Consider the following 19105-nt stretch of genomic DNA (forward strand, 5'->3'; position numbering starts at 1 on the left):
GGTGGCGGCGGTGGGTGTGGTGTTGCCGGGGGTGGTGGCGTGAACCCCGCCGCGAGCCATCCACCCCATATCCGTCATCCTCGGGCTCGTCCCGAGGACCCATCCGTCCGCCCGCACGAACGCCCAGTGTGGGGTCGCGGCCGCGACCCCACGGCAGACGCTCGCGGCGGCGTCAACATGGGTCCTCGGGACAAGCCCGAGGATGACGGATGGGAGATGGCTCGCGGCGGGGTTCACGCCACCACCCCCGGCAACACCACACCCACCGCCGCCACCAACGCCCCGCTCTTCACCATCTCCCCCGCCGCCGCGATGTCCGGCGCGAAGTACCGATCATCCTCCAGATGCGGCACCCGCCCTCGCACCAGCCGCCGCGCCGCCTCCAGCCCCGGGCTCGACGCCAGCCCGCCATGGAAGTCACACCCCTGCGCCGCCGCCAGCAGTTCGATCCCCACCACCTGCGCCGCGTTCTCCGCCATGGCCAGCAACCGCCGCGCCCCATGCGCCGCCATCGACACATGGTCCTCCTGGTTGGCGCTGGTCGGGATGCTGTCGACACTCGCCGGATAGGCCCGCTGCTTGTTCTCCGAGACCAGCGCCGCGGCGGTCACCTGCGGGATCATGAAGCCGCTGTTGATCCCCGGCTTCGGCGTCAGGAAGGCCGGCAAACCCGACAACGCCGGATCCACCAGCATGGCCGTCCGCCGCTCGCTGATCGAGCCGATCTCGCAGACCGCCATGGCTAGCATGTCGGCGGCGAAGGCCACCGGCTCGGCGTGGAAGTTGCCGCCGCTGATCGCCTCGTCGGTGTCGGCGAAGATCAGCGGGTTGTCGGTCACCCCGCCCGCCTCGCAGCCCAGGGTATCGGCCGCCTGCCGCGCCAGGTCGAGCACCGCCCCCATCACCTGCGGCTGGCAGCGCAGGCAGTAGGGGTCCTGCACCTTCTCGCAGGTCGCATGGCTGGCCCCAATGGCGCTGCCGACCAGCAGCCCGCGCAGCGCCGCCGCCACCTCGCCCTGGCCGCGATGGCCCCGCAGCGCGTGGATGCGCGGATCAAACGGGGCGATCGAGCCCTTGGCCGCCTCCACCGACAGGGCGCCGGTGACCAGCGCCGCCTGGAACACCCCCTCGATGCGGAACAGCCCGGCCAGGGCGCAGGCGGTCGAAAACTGGGTGCCGTTGAGCAGCGCCAGCCCTTCCTTGGGACCCAGGACCAGCGGGGCCAGCCCGGCGCGGGCCAGGGCGTCGGCCGCCGGCATCCGCTCGCCCTTGAGGAAGGCCTCGCCCACCCCGATCATCGCGGCCGCCATGTGCGACAGCGGCGCCAGGTCCCCCGACGCCCCGACGCTGCCCTGCTCGGGGATCAGCGGCAGCAGGTCGGCGGCCAGCATGGCCTCCAGCATCCGCACCGTGCCCGGCGCCACGCCCGAGGCCCCACGCCCCAGGCTCGCCGCCTTCAGCGCCAGCATCAGCCGCACCACCGGCGCCTCCAGCGGCGCCCCGACCCCGGCGGCGTGCGACAGCACGATATTGCTCTGCAGCCGGGCCAGATCCTCGTCGGCGATGCGGATGTTGGCCAGCTTCCCGAACCCGGTGTTGACCCCATAGACCGCCCGCCCCTCCGCCACGATCCGGGCCACGGCCGCGGCGCTGGCCTCGATGGCCGGCCATGCGCTGTCCGCCAGGCGCGGCGTCGCGCCCTCGAACACCGCCCGCCAGTCGGCCAGGCTCGCCTCGCTGGGGGTTACCACCAGGGCCGTCACGTCAATTCTCCTAGATACACCCGGCTGTGCAGCGGATTGCGCCCCAGCCAGTAGGCCAGTTCCACCGGCCGCGTCGCATCCCAGATCGCCAGGTTGCAGGCCTTGCCCACCTCCAGCGTCCCCATCTCGTCGGCCCGGCCAATCGCCCGCGCCGCCTCGCGCGTCACCCCAGCCAGGGCCTCGTCCCCCGTCAGCCCGAACAGGATCACCGCCATATTCAGCGCCGTCAGGATCGAAGTCAGCGGCGAACTCCCCGGATTGCAGTCGGTGGCCACGGCCATCCGCACCCCCGCCGCCCGGAACAGCGCCACCGGCGGCTTCTCCTCGTCGCGCAGGGCGTAGTAGGCGCCAGGCAGCAGCACCGCCACCGTCCCCGCCGCCGCCAGGGCCCGCGCCCCGGCCACGTCGGTGCGCTCCAGATGGTCGGCGCTCAACGCCCCATACTCCGCCGCCAGGCTGGCCCCGCCGCCGGCCGTCCGCTGGTCGGCATGCAGCCGCACCGGAAGGCCATGAGCCCTGGCCGCCTCGAACACCCGCCGCACCTCGGCCGGGGTAAAGGCGTTGGTCTCGCAGAAGGCGTCCACCGCATCGGCCAGGCCGACGGCCGCCGGGATGATCTCCTCGACCACCTTGGCGACATAGGCGTCCCGGCTGTCCCGATGCTCCGGCGGCAGGGTGTGGGCAGCCAGCAGGCTGGTCGCCACGCTGACCGGCCGCCGCGTCTCCAGCGCCCGCGCCGCCCGCAGCATCTTCAATTCACTCTCAAGGTCGAGCCCGTAGCCCGACTTCACCTCGATCGCCGTGACCCCCTCGGCCATCAGCCGGTCCAGGCGATCCAGCGCCCCTTCGACCAACTCGGCCTCCGAGGCCGCCCGCGTTTTGGCCACCGTCGAGACGATGCCGCCCCCGGCCGCCGCGATGGTCTCATAGGTCTCGCCGCGCAACCGCATCTCGAACTCGTCGGCCCGGTCCCCGGCGAACACCAGATGGGTGTGGCAATCGATCAGCCCCGGCGTGACCAGCCGTCCGTCCAGCGCAATGGTCTCCCCCGCCGTCCAGCCGGCCGGCAGCTCAGAGGCCGGCCCGGCAAAAGCGATCCGCCCGTCCACCGCCCCGACCGCCCCGTCCTCGATCAGGCCCAGCCCCTCGCGCGCCGGCGACAGGGTCGCCAACCGTCCGCCAAGCCAGAGCCGGTCGAAATGCATGAATCCTCCAGGAGCGGCCGAACAATATGTCTAGACATATTCATCTGGCAACCCGATCCTCAGGCCATGCGAACCAGCCTGTTCCTCGACCGCGCCCTGCTGCCCCACGGCTGGGCCTCGGACGTGCGGATCACCCACGAGAACGGCCTGATCACCACCGTCGAGACCGGCGCGGCCCCCGCCACCGGCGAGACGCGCGAGGCCTTCGGCATCCCGGGGATGCCCAACCTCCACAGCCACGCCTTCCAGCGCGCCATGGCCGGCCTCGCCGAGCGCCGCGGCCCGGCGGCCGACAGCTTCTGGACCTGGCGCGAGGTCATGTACCGCTTCCTCGAACGCCTCGGCCCCGATCAGGTCGAGGCGATCGCCGCCTACGCCTTCGCCGACATGCTGGAGGCCGGCTTCACCGCCGTGGCCGAGTTCCACTACCTCCACCATAGCCCCGACGGCTCCCCCTACGCCGACGTCGCCGAGCTGGCCCGTCGCCACCTGAAGGCCGCCGCCGATACCGGCATCGGCATCACCCTGCTGCCGGTCTTCTACGCCCACGCCACCTTCGGGGGCGAGCCGCCCACCCCAGGCCAGCGCCGCTTCATCAACGATCCGGCCCGCTTCGCCCGCATCGTCGAAGCCCTGCAGTCGGACGGCGCGACGGTCGGCGTCGCCCCCCACAGCCTGCGCGCCGCCACCCCCGACGAACTCAAGGCCATCCTCCCCCTCACCGATGGCCCGGTGCACATCCACGCCGCCGAGCAGGTCAAGGAGGTCGAAGACTGCCTGGCCTGGTCCGGCCAGCGCCCGGTCGAATGGCTGCTCGACCACGCCGGGGTCGACCAGCGCTGGTGCCTGATCCACGCCACCCACCTGACCCCCGCCGAGACCCGCGACCTCGCCGCCTCCGGCGCCGTCGCCGGCCTCTGCCCGATCACCGAGGCCAACCTCGGCGACGGCATCTTCCCCGCCGCCGCCTACCTGGAGGCCGGCGGCCGATTCGGGGTCGGGACCGATAGCAACATCGCCATCGATGCGGCCGGCGAACTGCGCCAGCTGGAGTACGCCCAGCGCCTCAGCCTCCGCGGCCGCAACCTACTGTCCCAGACCGAGGGCCAGAGCACGGGCCGCGCCCTGCTGGACGGCGCCCTGAAGGGTGGGGCCCGGGCCCTGGGCCAGCGTCTGGGCGCCCTCGCCGTCGGCCATCGGGCGGATGTGGTCTGCCTGGACATGGCCCATCCGGACATGACCGGCCGTGGCGACGACCTGGCCGTGGATACGTGGGTCTTCGCCCTGGGCCGGGCCGCGATCGCAAGCGTCTATTCGGGCGGCCGGCGGGTGGTGGAGAACGGCCGCCACCTGGGCCGTTCGGACATCGACCGCCGCTACGGCGCGGCCCTGCGGGAGCTCATCGCATGAGCCAGCCCCTTCACGAAGCGATCCGCGCGCGGCTGGCCCAGGACATCCTTTCCGGCGTCCTGCGGCCCGGCACCAAGCTGCCCACCGAGACCGAGCTGGCGGCCGAGTGGAACTGCGCCCGGATGACCGTCGGCCGGGCGCTGAACGCCCTGGCCGAGGCCGGCATGGTCCAGCGCCGCAGACGGGCCGGCACCTTTGTCGCCCGCCGGGGCGTGCAGGAGACGGTCCTCGAGATCCGCGATGTTGCCGCCGAGGTCCGCGCCCAGGGCCGCGACTACGGCTTCCGCCGCCTGGCGCGCCGGGAGTCCGGCGCCGGCCCCGAAGAGATGGCCCGGCTGGGGGTTCCCGAAGGCGCCCCGGTTCTGCTCGTGCTCGGCCTGCACCTGGCCGATGGCGAGAGCCATGCCCTGGAGGAGCGCTGGATCAACCTGACCGCCGCCCCCGAGGCCGCCCGCGAGCGGTTCGAGGACGCGCCCCCCGGCGCCTGGCTGCTGGCGCACGTCCCCTGGACGGAGGCCGAGCACGAGATCGCCGCCCAGGCCGCCGACAGCCAGACCGCCAAGCGCCTCGGAGTCTCCACCGGCACGGCCCTGCTGGCCCTGGAGCGCCGCACCTGGCTGGGCGGCGACTGTGTCACCTTCGCCCGCTTCCTCTACCCCGCCGACCGCCAGCGGTTCACCGCCCGGCTGCGCGGGAACAAGCCCGGCCCCCGCGGCGCTTAAGGTCCTCACAGAGCCGCGTTCGGCGGCCCTCAAGGACCTTGCCCGTGACGACCACCCTCCGCGCCCTGCTGCTGGGCGCCGCCCTCCTCCCGATCGCCGCCTGCGCCGGGACCGCCAAGCTGCCCATCGACGCCACCTACGGCGCCGCCCCGACCATTAGCGAACCCCAGACCGCCCTGATCACCACCGTCAACGCCCGCAAGGCCGTCGGCTGGCCCAACGGCGACATGCCGACCCCAGCGGCGGGGCTGAAGGTGCAGGCCTTCGCGGCGGGCCTGGACCATCCCCGCTGGCTCTACGCCCTGCCCAACGGCGACATCCTGGTCGCCGAAAGCAACGCCCCCGAGCGGCCCAAGGAGGGCCAGGGAATCAAGGGCGCCGTGATGAAGGCCGTCATGGCGAACGCCGGCGCCGGCGTGCCCAGCGCCAACCGCATCACCCTGCTGCGCGACGCCGATGGGGATGGCGTGGCGGAGACAAAGACCGTGTTCCTGAGCGGCCTGAACTCCCCGTTCGGCATGGCCCTGGTCGGCGGCAATTTCTACGTGGCCAACACCGACGGCGTGGTCCGCTTCCCCTATCGCGAAGGCGACACCCAGATCACCGCCGCCCCGGTGACCGTGACCGACCTGCCCGCCGGCCCGCGCAACCACCACTGGACCAAGGCCCTGATCGGCAGCCGCGACGGGACCAAGCTCTACGCAACCGTCGGCTCCAACAGCAATGTCGCCGAGTTTGGCATGGCCGAGGAGGAAGGCCGCGCCGCCATCTGGGAGATCGACATCGCCAGCGGAGCCAAGCGCCTGTTCGCCACCGGCCTGCGCAATCCCAACGGCATGGACTGGGAGCCGAGCAGCGGCATGCTGTGGACCGCCGTCAACGAGCGCGACGAGATCGGCCACGACCTGGTCCCCGACTACATGACATCCGTCCAGGACGGCGGCTTCTACGGCTGGCCCTACAGCTACTGGGGCCGCGTCGATACCCGCGTGAAGCCGGGTGACCCCGCCAAGGTCCGCGCCGCCCTAACCCCGGACTATGCTCTAGGCGCCCACACCGCCTCACTGGGCCTGGCCTTCTACACCGCCGACCTGATGCCCCGGTATCGTGGCGGCGCGCTGATCGGCCAGCACGGCAGCTGGAACCGCGACCCGGTCAGCGGCTACAAGGTCGTCTTCGTGCCCTTCAGCGGCGGCAAGCCCTCAGGACCCCCGCAGGACGTGCTTACCGGCTTCCTCGATGAGAAGATCCAGGCCAAGGGCCGTCCGGTCGGGGTGATCGTCGACAAGACCGGCGCGATCTTGGTGGCCGATGACGTGGGCAACGTGATTTGGCGGGTGACACCCGAGTAGCTGTCTTCGGTCTCTGCGGCAGCAGCGCAACATAGTCCTCTCCCGCGAGGGAGAGGGAGGGGCCCGCGCCGAAGGCGTGGGAGGGAGAGGGTTTACGATCTGTCAGAACGACCACGAACAGAGTTCTCTCTTTGTTCGATTTCTGCTATCCTCAGGTGCCATGCGAAACACCAAACTGGCCCGCGCTTTTCGCAAGAACGCTTCCCCAGCCGAGCGCTGGCTCTGGGCGGTTGTTCGCGCGGGTCGCCTGGAAGGTTTCAAGTTCCGACGACAGGTTCCGATCGACCGATACATCGTCGATTTTGCCTGCATGGATGCCAAGCTCGTCGTGGAACTGGACGGTCCGTCGCACCAGACACGCTCAGAAGAAGACGCCGTGCGAACGGCTGTGCTGGAGCAGAAGGGTTATCTCGTTGTCCGGCTCGACAATGCCCAGGTGCTGGAAAACGCTGACGGCGCCGCCTTGATCTTGCTTGAGGCGCTGAGCTTGGCACGACCGAGGGTCGGCGCGAGCCCGGACACACCGTAAACCCTCTCCCTCCCACGCCTTCGGCGCGGGCCCCTCCCTCTCCCTCGCGGGAGAGGGTTTCTATTGACGCTTCGTCGACCTACGTTCGCGCGAAAGATCGGGAGGATCATCCATGAAGCGCCTGTTGCTCGCCACCCTGGCCGTGGGGGCGTTGGCTCTGGCCGCCTGTCAGCCGGCGTCGAAGACCGATCCCGCCGAGGGGTATGGGACCGACCCCAAACTGCCCGAGGCAAAGGCCGGCGGGCTGCCGGTGGTCAATGCGCGCCAAGCGGTCGGCTGGGCGGCGGGCGCGGCGCCCAAGCCGGCGGCCGGGCTGAAGGTGGCGCGCTTCGCGGATGGGCTGGACCATCCGCGCTGGCTCTACGCCCTGCCGAACGGCGACATCCTGGTCTCGGAGAGCAACAGCCCACCGCGCGAGGGCAAGGGCATCCAGGCGATGGTCGCCAAGAACATGATGAAGAAGGCCGGCGCCGGCGTGCCCAGCGCCAACCGCATCACCCTGCTGCGCGACGCCGACGGGGACGGGGTGGCGGAAATGAAGGTCCCCTTCATCACCGGGCTGAACTCGCCGTCCGGCATGGTGCTGGTCGGCGAGCAGCTCTTCGTGGCCAACACTGACAGCCTGATGGTCTTCGACTACGCGCCAGGGGTGACCAAGATCGCCGGACCGGGCCGCAAGATCGCTGACCTGCCGGCCACAGGCAGCAACGGCCACTGGGCCCGCAATGTCATCGCCAAGTCCGACGGCTCGAAGCTCTACGTCGCGGTCGGCTCGTCCAGCAACATCGCCGACGAAGGGCTGGAGGTGGAGAAGGAGCGGGCCGCCATCCTGGAGATGAACCTCGACGGCTCGGGCCGGCGGGTGTTCGCGTCGGGCCTGCGCAATCCCAACGGCATGGCCTGGGAGCCGGTCACCGGCCAGCTTTGGACGGCGGTCAACGAGCGGGACATGATCGGCCATGACACCCCGCCGGACTACATGACCGTGGTCCGTGACGGCGGCTTCTACGGCTGGCCCTGGAGCTATTGGGGCCAGAATGTCGATGCGCGGGTGGAGCCGGCCAACCCGGCCATGGTCGCCAAGGCGCTGAAGCCCTCGTATGCGCTCGGGGCACACACCGCCTCGCTGGGCATCCACTTCTACAGCGGCGCCTTGCTGCCCGAGGCCTGGCGCGGCGGGGTGTTCGTGGCCCAGCACGGCAGCTGGAACCGCGATCCGCCCAGCGGTTACCGGGTGATCTATGTGCCGTTCGTGGCCGGGAACCCGACCGGCGCTCCGGTGGAGGTGCTGGGCGGGTTCCTCAATGGAAAGAATGAGGCTCAGGGGCGGCCGGTGGCAGTGATCGAGGATCGGCTCGGCGGGCTGCTGGTGTCGGATGACGTGGGGAATGTGATCTGGCGGGTGACGCCGGGATAGGGACGCCAAGGCGTTCGCTCTCCGCCCCCGAGAGGGGGCGGAGGACGGTTCGGAGCGTGAGCGACGGACCAGGAGGCGGGGCAGCGCCGGCGGTCAGTGATTAACGGTCCACCGACGGTGGGGACCCCCTCGGTCTGGCTCGCTTGCAGCGCTCGCCAGAGCCACTCCCCCATTTCATGGGGGAGAGCGAAAGACCTGGGACTTGCCAACGAAAAAGGCCGCCGGCAGATGCCGGCGGCCTCTCTCAACCAGTGATAAACCTTACAGCCGCTCGATGATCGTCACGTTGGCGAGGCCGCCGCCTTCGCACATGGTCTGCAGGCCGTACTTGCCGCCACGGTCCTTCAGCGCATGGACCAGGGTGGCCATCAGCTTGGCGCCCGAGCCGCCGAGCGGGTGGCCCAGGCTGATCGCGCCGCCGTTGACGTTCAGACGGTCCGGATCGGCGCCCAGGACCTGGAGCCAGGCGGTGGGGACCGAGGCGAAAGCTTCGTTGACTTCGTAGAGGTCGATGTCGTCGATCTTCAGGCCGGTCTTCTCCAGCGCCCGCTGGGTGGCCGGAATCGGCGCTTCCAGCATGATCACCGGGTCGGCGCCGATCACCGTCATGTGGTGGATGCGGGCCAGGGGCTCGACGCCCAGTTGCTTGAGGCCCTTCTCGTTGACGATCACCACGCCCGAGGCGCCGTCACAGATCTGGCTGGAGGTAGCGGCGGTCAGCGAGCCGTCTTCCTGCAGCAGCTTAACCGCCTTCATGGCTTCCAGGCTGGCCTCGAAGCGGATGCCCTCGTCGACGGTGTGATCCTCTTCGACGCCCTCGGCGGTCTTGATCTTCACCGGCACGATTTCGTTGGCGAACTTGCCGGCCTTGGTGGCCTCGATCGCCTTGCGGTGGCTGTTGTAGCCGAACTCGTCGAGCAGGTCCTTGGACAGGCCGTACTTCTTGGCGATCATCTCGGCGCCGGCGAACTGGCTGAACTGGATGTTCGGGTAGCGCTCCTGGATGTTGGGGCTCATGTAGCTGCCCATGCCGGCCTTCAGGGCCAGGATGGCGGGAGTGCCCATCGGCACGCGGGTCATGCTCTCGACACCCGATGCGATGACCACGTCCATGGCGCCGCTCATCACCGCCTGGGCGGCGAAGTGGATGGCCTGCTGCGAGGAGCCGCACTGGCGGTCGACGCTGGTGCCCGGCACGCTTTCGGGCAGGGACGAGGCGAGGATGGCGTTGCGGGCGATGTTCACCGACTGCTCGCCGGCCTGGCCGACGCAGCCCATGATGACGTCCTCGACCAGGGCCGGGTCGGCGTCGACGTCCTTGATCAGGCCTTCCAGCACCTGGGCGGCGAGGTCGGCGGGGTGCCATCCGGAGAGACGGCCGCCCTTGCGGCCTCCGGCGGTGCGTTTGGCGGCGACGATATAGGCTTCGGCCATCTTGGGGCTCCCGTACGTTTTCGTTTACGTGAGCGGAAGATAAGCGATGGCGCCCCCCCGCAAAAGTATGACGTAGGGTGAGATATCCGTCTTTTTTAAGTACTCAGTCCGTGTGGACCCGCCGGAACCGGCCGCGCAGATAGACCAGGGGCTCGTGGTCCGGATCGAACCGCACCTTCAGGATCCGACCGATGAAGATGCGATGGTCGCCGGCGTCGATCGCCTGGACGGTCTCCATTTCGAAGTTGGCCATGCAGCCGGGGATGATCGGCACCCCCTGGTCCCAGGTCTCGCAGGCCAGGCCCTCGAAGCGGTCGACCGCCTTCTGGGTGAAGCGGCGGGCGATGTCTTCCTGGTCGGCATGGAGCACGTTGACCGCGAACTTCCCGGCCTGGTCCAGCACCGGCAAGCTGGAGGCCCCCAGGTCGACGCAGACCAGGGCGAGCGGTGGGTCGAGGCTGACCGAGGAGAAGGCGTTGACCGTGAACCCCGCCTGGCGGCCGTCGGCGGCGCAGGTGGTGACTACCGTCACCCCGGTGGTGAAACAGCCGAACGCATCCCGCAGCGCCCGGCCATCGGCGATCAGGTCGCCGTCGAGGGTGATGGTGCGGGAGGCGGTCATTGGGGCCTTTGTGGGATGACGCGCGAGGCGGTGCAAGGCCTCACCCCGCGTCAGCGGCCATAGAAGGTCTGGCTGAACGGGGGAAACCAGAAGGTCTTGCCCAGGCCCCGCATCAGCCGGTCCAGCGGCATGGCGCGGTCCGGCGCCAGCAGGGCCCATTTAATGGCCACGACCGGCGCCCAGAGGGCGGTCTGCACCAGCCCGGCCAGCATCCAGCGCAGGATGCCGCCGATGTTCTTTTCGGCGGCGCAATGCTCGCTGGGGCCCTGGCCATAGGCGAAGGCCCGGCGCAGGGCGTAGGCCAGCGTCAGCCGGGCCGGCACGGGGTCTTCCCAGACGAAGGCCTTGTGCGCCCAGCCGAAGCTGGCGCCGGCATTGGCCATCTGGGCGAACAGCAGGTCGTCCTCGCCGCCGCTGGCGTTGCGCGACGGGTCGAACGGCGCCGTGGGATGCGGCAGGGCGGCGCGCCGGATCAGGCTGTTGCCACAGCCGTACCAGCTGTCCAGCAGCCGGGTGTCGGCCGGCCCGTGGCGGGAGAAGAAGTCTTCGAGGTAAGCGCGGTGGCGCACCTTTTCCGGCGCGCGGCCGCGGACGGGACCGAAAACCACATCGGCGCCCAGCAGCGCCTGTGCCTCCATCAGGTCGGCCAGCCAGCCGGCCGGGGCCTCCTCGTCATCATCCAGGAAGGCGATCCACTGTCCGCGCGCCACGGCCAGGGCGGCGTTGCGGACGTTGGCGACGCCGGCGCGGGGCTCGTGGACGTAGGTGACCGGAAGCGGGGCATCGGGTGTCAGGGCCTCGATCAGGGGCTGGGCCGAGGGGACGGCGTCGTTGTCGGCGACGATCAGCTCGACGGTGGCAAGGTCGAGGCCGGTCTGGGCGAACAGCGAACGGACGGCCGTCTCCAGCCCGCCGGGGCGACGCTGGGTGGGGACGACGAGGCTGACAACCGGCGGCATGGGGGAAGGATAGTCGGGGCGGGTTTAGGAAGGGTGGAAGGGCGGCATCTGCTCGCCTGGCCCCACGATCGACCCTCCCCTTTTTCCGTCATCCCGGCCGGAGCGCGAAGCGCGGAGAGCCGGGACCCAGGAGGGCGTGATCTCGCTATTCGACGCGGCGTGACGGCCGGTGCGCTTCAACCCCTGGGTCCCGGATAAGCGCTGCGCGCTTTCCGGGATGACGGGAAATTTGATGTCGGCGCCAAGCACGCGGCAGAGCGTCAGCCAAACGTCGCGCTCAGGATCTTCTCGATCCCCGCTTGGTCCACGGCATCGAAGGCCGCCGGCTTGTCGCTGTCCACGTCGAACACCGCGATCAGCTTCCCGGCGGCGTCATGCACCGGCACGACGATCTCGCTTTCGCTGCGGCTGTCGCAGGCGATGTGGCCAGGGAAGGCGTGGACGTCTTCGACCAGCTGGGTCTCGCCAGTTTCCGCCGCAGCCCCGCAGACACCGCGGCCGAACGCGATCCGCAGGCAGCCGAGGGTGCCCTGGTAGGGGCCGACGACCAGTTCGCGGGGCCTGTCTGGATCGACGACGTAGAAGCCGGTCCAGAAGTAGTGGTCGAAGCTGTTGGCCAGCATCGAGGCCACGGTCGCCATCCGCGCCGTCAGGTTCGGCTCGCCGTCGAGCACGGCGGCGATCTCCACGGCCACCTCGGCATAGCGGGCGGCCTTGTCGGCGGAGAGGGTGAGGTCGTTGAAGGCTTCGGCCATGGCGGCCGATATAGGGCCGCCGCCCTCAGGCCGCCAGCGCGGCGATAGAGATGCGGCGGGAGACGGCCTTGTCCAACTGGCGGGTGATGGTGGCGCTGGCCTTGAAGGAATCGGCCGGCAGCAGGGCCAGGGCCCGAAGGGTGTCGAAGTGAATCTGCACCACCTCCGGGTCGGCGCGGGCCGGGCCGCCCACCGCCGAGACATAGCGGCCGAGGGAGGCGGCGGCGCGGGTCAGGTCGCGGTCGCCGGCCTCGCTGGCCCGCTGGCGCATGTCATGGGCCACGCGGCAGGCCATCTGGCGCAGCAGGTAATCGAGGCCGCGGGCCTCTACCAGCCGCTGGAAGGTGGCGACCTCCTCGAGCACATGGGCGCAAAGCTCGGCCCGGGCGGCCAGTTCGCCGACATCCAGCGCGTCGCCCCGCCGTCGCAGGGGCCCGCCATAGCGATCCTCGTCCACCCTGCCCTGTCGACGGTCGGGGCCGACGTAGGCGGCGCTGATCACGAAGTCGATCTGGCGCTGGCGCACGGTGGCGACCCGCTCCAGCACCCGCGCCGGGGTGAAGGGCTTGACCAGGAAGGCGTCGGCGCCGGCGGCGCGGGCCACCTCCACATCGCCGCGCCGGCGCTCGGCGCTCAGCATGATGATCGGCAGCCGGGGGTCGGGAATGCGCGGGTCATGGTCGACGGCGGCCCGGCGCACGGCGCGCACGAAGGTCAGGCCGTCCATCACCGGCATCAGCCAGTCGGTAATCAGTACGTCCGGCCGGGTGGCGGCCATCATGCCCAGCGCCATCGATCCGCTCTCGGCCGCCACAACGCGGTCGACACCCCCGGCCCGCAGGACGTCGGCCACCAGGCGCCGGGTGCTGGCGTGGTCGTCGACGACCATCACGCAGAGGCCTTCCAAAGGATCGCGCAGCGCTGTTTCCATGGCGCGCAATCTGCCACGAAACCGGTTTCGAGGCGGTTACCGGCCGGTCATTCCGAGGCCTAGATCGGAATGCTGCGACGACAAGGCGCAGCATTCAGATTTTGACGTCGGGTGTCGCGGATCGGGTTGGAAACGCCCTGTTTCCGAAGACCGATGTTGCCCGAGCGTCACAGGCGGCCGGGGTCGCTCCTCAAAGTCGAAACCGCCGCGCGCCCCGAGCCGTTTCTTGCCTCGCAAACATTCGAGGAACGTCCCCCCATGCAACGACTGCTCATCACCGCCGGCGCCGCCGCCCTGGCGCTAGCCGCCTCCGGGGCCGCCCAGGCCCAGGATTGGACCGGCGGCTACATCGGCGGCCACATCGGCTATTCCAGCATCGACAGTGACGGCAACGAGACCATCCAGTTCGACACCAACCAGGACGGCCGGTTCGGCGACACCGTCAACACCACCGCCCCGGCCAACGCCTTCTCGCCCGGTTTCTGCAACGGCGGAGCCCAGACCAACGCCCCGGCCGGCGGCTGCACGGAGGATGACGAGAGCTGGGATTTCGGCCTGCGCGCCGGCTATGACAAGCAGTTCGGACGGTTCGTGATCGGCGGCGTCGCCGAGGTCAGCCGCCAGGAGTTGGAGGACAGCGTCGGCGCCTTCAGCACCACGCCGGCCAGCTACACCATGACCCGCGAGATCGACTGGACCGTCGGCCTGCGGGTTCGCGCGGGCGTCGCCTTCGACCGCTTCCTGGTCTACGGCACGGCGGGCCCGTCCTATGCCAAGATCGAGTCCAGCTTCCGCACCACCAACGGCGCCAACGCCTTCACCGAGCGCGGTGAGGATGATGGCACCTGGGGCTACCAGGCCGGGTTCGGCGGCGAGATGAAGGTGACCGACCGGGTCAGCCTGGGTCTCGAGTACCTGTTCAACAGCTATGAGGACGACGGCTACCGCGTCCGCGCCAGCCAGGGGACGGCTCCGGCCACCAACCCCTTCATCCTCGTCAACCCGGCGGGCACCGACTTCCGCCGCAGCGACAGCGACGTGGACTTCTCCTCTATCCGCTTCACCGCCGCCTGGCGGTTCTAGACTTCAGGTCAGCACTGATCGGGAAAGGGGCGTCCAGACGGGCGCCCCTTCTTCGTTGGCGGATTGGGCTTGCCCTAGGCGTCAAGTCTGATATTGCGAGCCATTCGCAATATCAGACCAAGCGCTTCCCCGACCCATGCCGCATTCTCCGCCCCTCCCGGCCCGCCCAGCGGGAGGCCGCTCTTGACCGCCCCGGCGTCGGAGCCCCCCCAGGTCGACAAGGGGCAGGCCGAGAAGGCCAAGGCCAAGAAGCGCGCCCAGGCGCGGGCGGCCTTCCTGCGCGAGACCGTGCGCTGGCACTGGATCAGCGCCGCCATCTGCCTGGTCGGCATGATCCTGTTCGCGGTGACCGGCTTTACCCTCAACCACGCCCGCGAGATCCAGGCCAAGCCGGTGACGGTGACCCGTGCGGGGGAAGCGCCGGCCCCGGTGATCGCCGCCATCAATGCCGCCCGCCCCGCCGGCGGCGCGCTGCCCGCGACGGCCCGCGACTGGCTGGGCAAGGACATGAAGATCAAGGTTCCCGCCGCGGCGGCCGTGGAATGGTCGGATGGCGAGGCCTATGTCGCCCTGCCCGGCCCCGGCCGCGACGGCTGGGTCAGCATCGACACCGAGACCGGCGCGGTCGAATACGAGAGCACAAGCCGCGGCTGGATCGCCTACCTCAACGACCTGCACAAGGGGCGCAACACCGGCGTCGTCTGGTCCTGGTTCCTCGACATCTTCGCGGCCGGGACCATCGTATTCTGCGTCACCGGCCTGATCCTGCTCTGGCTGCATTCCCATGCCCGCAAGACAACCTGGCCCTACGTCGGGCTGGGGCTGGTGATCCCCTTCCTGCTCGCCCTGCTGTTCATTCACTGAACGAGAGACTTCATGCGTATCGTCCTCCCCGCCGCCCTTCTCGCCGGCTTCGCCGCGACCCCCGCAATGGCCGGGGACATGACCATCGGCATCGAGATCCCCCGGATGACGGTGGCCGAGTACCATCCGCCCTATGTGGCGGTTTGGATCGCCAAGCCGGACGAGACAGCGGTGAAGACCCTGGCCGTCTGGTACGACACCAAGAACCCCAAGGGCGAAGGCGCCACCTGGCTGAAGGATATGCGCCAGTGGTGGCGCCGGGCGGGCAAGAGCATGACCATGCCGGCCAACGGGATCAGTGGCCCCACCAAGTCCCCCGGCAAGCACCAGATCGTCATCCCGGCCGCGCGGCTGAAGGACCTGGCGCCGGGCGCCTACGTCCTCAACGTCGAGGCGGCCCGCGAAGTGGGCGGCAAGGAGGTGGTCAAGATCCCCTTCACCTGGAACGGCAAGGCCGCCAAGGGCGCCGCAAAGGGCTCCAGCGAACTGGGCGCCGTCACCCTGACCATCAAACCCTAAGACAGATCATCGAGGAGCGCAGACATGAACCGCAAGCTTCTGGGCCGCACCGCCGCCGCCCTGGCCTTCGCCGCCGCCCTGGCCGCCCCGCTGGTGGCCAGCGCCCACCGGCAGTGGATGCTGCCCTCGATGACCGTACTGTCGGGGAACGATGCGTGGGTGACGGTGGACGCCGCCGTCTCCAATGACCTGTTCGTTTTCGAGCATGTGCCGATGCGGCTGGAGGGCCTGATGATCACCGGGCCGGACGGTGAGAAGGTCGAGGCTAAGAACCAGCACACCGGCAAGTACCGCAGCGTCTTCGACGTGCAGCTGGCCAAGCCGGGCACCTACAGGATCGCCAACGTCTCCGACAGCCTGATGGTCTCCTACAAGATCGGCGGCGAGCAGAAGCGCTGGCGTGGCAGCGAGGCCGAGATGGCCGCCGCCATCCCGGCCGACGCGACCGAGGTGAAGAAGACCAACAGCGTCCGCCGGGTGGAGACCTTCGTCACCTCCGGCGCCCCCAACGACGTGGCCCTGAAAGCCACCGGCAAGGGGCTGGAGCTGGTCCCGGTGACCCATCCCAACGACCTGTTCTCCGGCGAGGCTGCCACCTTCGCCCTGGTGATGGACGGCAAGCCGGCGGCCAATGTCGAAGTCACGGTGGCGCCGGGCGGGGTGCGCTACCTGGACGATCGGGGCGAGATGACGCTGAAGACCGACGCCGAGGGCAGGTTCACCGTCACCTGGCCGCGACCGGGCTTCTATTGGGTCGAGGCCAGCGTCCGCGGCGGCGCCCCGGCGGCGAACGGGGTCGAGCGCTCGGCGCTGTACGTGGGCACCTTCGAAGTGCTGAAGGAATAAGGCGGCGCCTTTCTGCACGTGAACCGCGTCGCGATCCCGCCCACGACCTTGCCCGAGGCGCTGACCCCGCCGGTCGGCCCGGTCGTGCGGATGGGCGGGCCGACGATGGGAGTGGCCTGGGCCGCTCAGGTCGTGTTGCCGGCGGGCGTCGATCCGGCCGCGGTTCAGGCGGAAGTCCACGAGGCGTTAAACCGCGTCGTGCGCCAGATGAGCGGTTGGGAGGCGGAGTCCGACCTCTCCCGGTTCAACCGCGCGCCGGCCGGCAGCCGCCATGACCTGCCGCCTGAGTTTATCGCGGTGGTTGAGCGCGCCCTGTACTGGGCCCGCGAGAGCGACGGCGCGTTCGATCCGACCCTGGGCCGTTTGACCGACCTGTGGGGCTTCGGCCCGGCAGGTCCGCGTCCGCCGCCGGCCGGCCGGGAACTGGACGGCCTGTGGTCGCAGACAGGCTGGTCCCGTCTGGCGCTGGACCGCGGCGCCCTTGTCCAGCCGGGCGGCCTGGCCCTCGACCTCTCGGGCATCGCCAAGGGCTATGGCGTAGACCTCGCCGCCGAGACCCTGCGCGCCGCCGGCGCCGCCCACTTCCTGGTCGAGATCGGCGGCGAACTGCGTGGCGAGGGCGTGCGGCCCGACGGCCAGCCCTGGTGGGTGGAGATCGAGACCCCGCCGGGCGTGACGGTGGATGAGCCGATCCTGGTGGCCCTGCACGGCGCTTCGATCGCCACCAGCGGCGACTTCCGCCGGTTCACGATGGATGCCGGGCGCAGGCAGTCTCACACGATCGACCCCCGCAGCGGGAGGCCGGTGGCGGAGGCCGCCGCCAGCGTCAGTGTGGTGGCGGAGACCTGCATGGACGCCGACGCCCTCTGCACCGTGCTATCGGTTCTGGGGCAGGATGCGGGGCTGGAGTGGGCGCAGGCGAGGGGCGTGGCCGCCTATTGGCAGCTGCGCGAGGCGCCCGAGCGGATGACGGCGGCGTTCGCGGCCATGCTGGACGATTAGATCACCGTCCGCAAACTCAGCAGTTCCGGGAAGAACGGCCGTTCCAGCGCCTTGACCAGATAGGCCACCCCGGCCGAGCCGCCGGTGCCGCGCTTGAAGCCGATGATCCGTTCGACGGTCTTCATGTGGGCGAAGCGCCATTGCTGAAGCCGGTATTCGATGTCGACCAGCTTCTCGCCAAGCTCGTACAGGTCCCAGTTCGCCTCGGCGTCGCGGTAGACCTTCAGCCAGGCCGCCTCCACACCCGCGCTGGCCGCGTAGGCCTGGGTGAAATCGCGCTCCAGCCGGTCGGCCGGGATCTCGAAGCCGCGCCGGGCCAGCAGGGCGAGAGCCTCATCGTAGAGGCTGGGTTCGGCCAGGGAGGTTTCCAGCGCCGAAAGGGCGGCGGGGTCGCTGCGGTGGACGTCGAGGGTGCGGCCGTTCTTGGCGCCGAGCATGAATTCGATCTGGCGATACTGATGCGACTGGAACCCCGAGCTGGTCCCCAGCGCCTCGCGGAAGCGGCTGTAGTCGAAGGGGGTCATGGTGGCCAGGATCTCCCAGGCCTGGATCATCTGGGTCTGGATGCGTCCGACCCGGCTCAGCATCTTGAAGGCCGGCTCCAGGTCGTCGGCGCGGATCTGGTCGCGGGCGGCGGCCAGTTCATGCAGGCAAAGCTTCATCCACAGCTCGCTCGACTGGTGGATGACGATGAACAAGAGCTCGTCATGCTCGCCCGACTGCGGCGCCTGGGCGCCCAGCACCTTGTCGAGCTGGAGGTACTGGCCGTAGCTCAGGGACTTCGACAGGTCCCAGGTCACGCCTTCATAGGGGTCTTTGTCGGTCATGAGCGGGGTTTAGCCTGCTTTCCCCGATGCGTCTTGCGGTGACGCGGGGTCGATCTGATAGCCTGGGGCAAAACGGGAGGACGGCCAATGAGCGACCTGGTGCTGCGGGAAGACCGGAACGGGGCGGTGAGCCTGATCCTGAACCGGCCGGACAAGCTGAATGCGCTGAACGTGGAGCTGTTCAAGGCGCTGGACGATCATGTCGCCGAGATCGCGGCGGACGAGAGCGTGCGGCTGGTCATTCTGCGCGGAGCCGGCAAGTGCTTCTCGGCCGGCCATGACCTGACCGACATCGCCGCCGGGGAGAAGCTGCCGCGGCCGAACTTCCAGGCATCGGTCATCGAACGACTGGCCGACCTGCCCCTGCCGGTGATCACCGCCGTGCACGGCCACTGCTACACCGGGGCGCTGGAACTGGCCCTGGCGGGGGACATCATCTTCGCATCCGAGGCGGCCAAGTTCGGCGACACCCATGCCAAATGGGCGCTGACCCCGGTCTGGGGCCTCAGCCAGCGGCTGCCCCGGCGGGTGGGGACGTACAAGGCGCGGGAGATGATGTTCACCTGCCGCACCTATGGCGGGCGGGAGGCCGAACGGATCGGCCTGGCCAACCTCTGCGTCGCCAATGAGGACTTCGAGACCGGCCTGGTCGCCCTGGCCGACAGCATCCTGGCCAACAGCAGCTTCAGCCATGCGGCCAACAAGAAGCTGCTGCTGGAGACCGACGGCCTGCCGCTCGGCGCCGGTCTGGCGCATGAGGTGTTCCGTGGCGAGGGCCGGGGGCCGGACATGGAAGAGCGGATCGCCGCCTTCCAGAACAAGACGGCGAAGGTCAGCTAGATGGCCCTGGCGCCCCTGCCCGCCC

Annotated in this window: 19 protein-coding genes; 11 read left to right on the top strand and 8 right to left on the bottom strand. The window is 69.8% G+C overall.

The window, feature by feature from the left end:
• Positions 1–233: 233 nt before the first annotated feature.
• Together hutH and hutI are read right to left on the bottom strand one after the other, a co-directional pair.
• Positions 234–1763 carry a histidine ammonia-lyase gene (hutH, locus tag GVN21_RS19200; RefSeq protein WP_166576351.1) on the bottom strand — a complete coding sequence of 510 codons (1530 nt, stop codon included), beginning with the start codon at positions 1761–1763 and terminating at the stop codon, positions 234–236.
• Positions 1760–2968 carry an imidazolonepropionase gene (gene hutI / locus GVN21_RS19205; protein WP_166576352.1) on the bottom strand — a complete coding sequence of 403 codons (1209 nt, stop codon included), beginning with the start codon at positions 2966–2968 and terminating at the stop codon, positions 1760–1762. The genes hutH and hutI overlap by 4 nt, the downstream gene beginning before the upstream one ends.
• Positions 2969–3034: 66 nt before the next feature.
• Here hutI and GVN21_RS19210 point away from each other — a divergent pair, with 66 nt between their 5' ends.
• The 5 genes from GVN21_RS19210 (at position 3035) to GVN21_RS19230 (ending at position 8398) form a co-directional block, all read left to right on the top strand.
• Entirely contained in the window at positions 3035–4378 is a 1344-nt protein-coding gene (locus tag GVN21_RS19210; protein WP_166576353.1) for a formimidoylglutamate deiminase, read from the top strand.
• Positions 4375–5100 carry a UTRA domain-containing protein gene (locus GVN21_RS19215; protein ID WP_166576354.1) on the top strand — a complete coding sequence of 242 codons (726 nt, stop codon included), beginning with the start codon at positions 4375–4377 and terminating at the stop codon, positions 5098–5100. The genes GVN21_RS19210 and GVN21_RS19215 overlap by 4 nt, the downstream gene beginning before the upstream one ends.
• 44 nt (positions 5101–5144) lie before the next feature.
• The gene (locus tag GVN21_RS19220) at positions 5145–6452 is read left to right on the top strand and encodes a sorbosone dehydrogenase family protein (protein WP_166576355.1); all 1308 of its coding nucleotides are present in this window, start codon (positions 5145–5147) and stop codon (positions 6450–6452) included.
• A gap of 160 nt (positions 6453–6612) precedes the next feature.
• Entirely contained in the window at positions 6613–6981 is a 369-nt protein-coding gene (locus GVN21_RS19225) for a DUF559 domain-containing protein (RefSeq protein ID WP_166576356.1), read from the top strand.
• 112 nt (positions 6982–7093) lie between these two features.
• Complete coding sequence (locus GVN21_RS19230) at positions 7094–8398, top strand: sorbosone dehydrogenase family protein (RefSeq protein ID WP_166576357.1); 1305 nt, start codon at positions 7094–7096, stop codon at positions 8396–8398.
• 261 nt (positions 8399–8659) lie between these two features.
• Here GVN21_RS19230 and GVN21_RS19235 read toward each other — a convergent pair whose 3' ends face one another.
• From GVN21_RS19235 to GVN21_RS19255, 5 genes are all read right to left on the bottom strand, one after another.
• Entirely contained in the window at positions 8660–9832 is a 1173-nt protein-coding gene (locus tag GVN21_RS19235) for an acetyl-CoA C-acetyltransferase (RefSeq protein ID WP_166576358.1), read from the bottom strand.
• Between the two features lie 103 nt (positions 9833–9935).
• Positions 9936–10454: a flavin reductase family protein gene (locus GVN21_RS19240; protein ID WP_166576359.1), complete on the bottom strand. Its 519-nt coding sequence runs from the start codon at positions 10452–10454 to the stop codon at positions 9936–9938.
• A gap of 50 nt (positions 10455–10504) precedes the next feature.
• Entirely contained in the window at positions 10505–11413 is a 909-nt protein-coding gene (locus GVN21_RS19245; protein ID WP_166576360.1) for a glycosyltransferase family 2 protein, read from the bottom strand.
• 260 nt (positions 11414–11673) lie between these two features.
• Positions 11674–12168, bottom strand: coding sequence for a GAF domain-containing protein (locus GVN21_RS19250; RefSeq protein WP_166576361.1), 495 nt, complete (start codon positions 12166–12168; stop codon positions 11674–11676).
• Positions 12169–12193: 25 nt separating this feature from the next.
• Positions 12194–13099, bottom strand: coding sequence for a response regulator (locus GVN21_RS19255; protein WP_166576362.1), 906 nt, complete (start codon positions 13097–13099; stop codon positions 12194–12196).
• A gap of 258 nt (positions 13100–13357) precedes the next feature.
• Here GVN21_RS19255 and GVN21_RS19260 point away from each other — a divergent pair, with 258 nt between their 5' ends.
• From GVN21_RS19260 to GVN21_RS19280, 5 genes are all read left to right on the top strand, one after another.
• Positions 13358–14182 carry an outer membrane beta-barrel protein gene (locus GVN21_RS19260; protein ID WP_166576363.1) on the top strand — a complete coding sequence of 275 codons (825 nt, stop codon included), beginning with the start codon at positions 13358–13360 and terminating at the stop codon, positions 14180–14182.
• Positions 14183–14365: 183 nt separating this feature from the next.
• A complete protein-coding gene (locus tag GVN21_RS19265) occupies positions 14366–15046 on the top strand; it encodes a PepSY-associated TM helix domain-containing protein (RefSeq protein ID WP_166576364.1) in 681 nt (226 codons plus the stop codon).
• A gap of 12 nt (positions 15047–15058) precedes the next feature.
• Positions 15059–15565: a DUF2271 domain-containing protein gene (locus GVN21_RS19270; RefSeq protein ID WP_166576365.1), complete on the top strand. Its 507-nt coding sequence runs from the start codon at positions 15059–15061 to the stop codon at positions 15563–15565.
• A gap of 24 nt (positions 15566–15589) precedes the next feature.
• Positions 15590–16411, top strand: coding sequence for a DUF4198 domain-containing protein (locus tag GVN21_RS19275; RefSeq protein ID WP_166576366.1), 822 nt, complete (start codon positions 15590–15592; stop codon positions 16409–16411).
• An 18-nt stretch (positions 16412–16429) separates the two neighbouring features.
• Positions 16430–17413 (top strand): FAD:protein FMN transferase, encoded by a 984-nt coding sequence (locus GVN21_RS19280; protein ID WP_166576367.1) that lies wholly within the window; start codon positions 16430–16432, stop codon positions 17411–17413.
• On the opposite strand, the gene kynA is transcribed toward GVN21_RS19280, so the two are convergent.
• The gene (gene kynA, locus GVN21_RS19285; protein WP_205690190.1) at positions 17410–18201 is read right to left on the bottom strand and encodes a tryptophan 2,3-dioxygenase; all 792 of its coding nucleotides are present in this window, start codon (positions 18199–18201) and stop codon (positions 17410–17412) included. The genes GVN21_RS19280 and kynA overlap by 4 nt on opposite strands.
• 126 nt (positions 18202–18327) lie before the next feature.
• On the opposite strand from kynA, the gene GVN21_RS19290 reads away from it, so the two are divergent.
• Positions 18328–19080: an enoyl-CoA hydratase/isomerase family protein gene (locus GVN21_RS19290; protein ID WP_166576369.1), complete on the top strand. Its 753-nt coding sequence runs from the start codon at positions 18328–18330 to the stop codon at positions 19078–19080.
• Positions 19081–19105 lie beyond the last annotated feature (25 nt).

This window comes from Caulobacter sp. SLTY (genome assembly GCF_009905535.1).
In the GTDB taxonomy this organism is placed as follows: Bacteria; Pseudomonadota; Alphaproteobacteria; order Caulobacterales; family Caulobacteraceae; genus Caulobacter.

Bases quoted from the DNA above. Each gene is read 5' to 3' on its own strand.
- GVN21_RS19255 (WP_166576362.1), bottom strand. From the start codon at position 13,099: ATGGAAACAGCGCTGCGCGATCCTTTGGAAGGCCTCTGCGTGATGGTC.
- GVN21_RS19250 (WP_166576361.1), bottom strand. From the start codon at position 12,168: ATGGCCGAAGCCTTCAACGACCTCACCCTCTCCGCCGACAAGGCCGCC.
- GVN21_RS19275 (WP_166576366.1), top strand. From the start codon at position 15,590: ATGAACCGCAAGCTTCTGGGCCGCACCGCCGCCGCCCTGGCCTTCGCC.
- GVN21_RS19225 (WP_166576356.1), top strand. From the start codon at position 6,613: ATGCGAAACACCAAACTGGCCCGCGCTTTTCGCAAGAACGCTTCCCCA.
- GVN21_RS19230 (WP_166576357.1), top strand. From the start codon at position 7,094: ATGAAGCGCCTGTTGCTCGCCACCCTGGCCGTGGGGGCGTTGGCTCTG.
- GVN21_RS19270 (WP_166576365.1), top strand. From the start codon at position 15,059: ATGCGTATCGTCCTCCCCGCCGCCCTTCTCGCCGGCTTCGCCGCGACC.
- GVN21_RS19235 (WP_166576358.1), bottom strand. From the start codon at position 9,832: ATGGCCGAAGCCTATATCGTCGCCGCCAAACGCACCGCCGGAGGCCGC.
- GVN21_RS19210 (WP_166576353.1), top strand. From the start codon at position 3,035: ATGCGAACCAGCCTGTTCCTCGACCGCGCCCTGCTGCCCCACGGCTGG.
- GVN21_RS19260 (WP_166576363.1), top strand. From the start codon at position 13,358: ATGCAACGACTGCTCATCACCGCCGGCGCCGCCGCCCTGGCGCTAGCC.
- GVN21_RS19240 (WP_166576359.1), bottom strand. From the start codon at position 10,454: ATGACCGCCTCCCGCACCATCACCCTCGACGGCGACCTGATCGCCGAT.
- GVN21_RS19215 (WP_166576354.1), top strand. From the start codon at position 4,375: ATGAGCCAGCCCCTTCACGAAGCGATCCGCGCGCGGCTGGCCCAGGAC.
- hutI (WP_166576352.1), bottom strand. From the start codon at position 2,968: ATGCATTTCGACCGGCTCTGGCTTGGCGGACGGTTGGCGACCCTGTCG.
- GVN21_RS19290 (WP_166576369.1), top strand. From the start codon at position 18,328: ATGAGCGACCTGGTGCTGCGGGAAGACCGGAACGGGGCGGTGAGCCTG.
- GVN21_RS19245 (WP_166576360.1), bottom strand. From the start codon at position 11,413: ATGCCGCCGGTTGTCAGCCTCGTCGTCCCCACCCAGCGTCGCCCCGGC.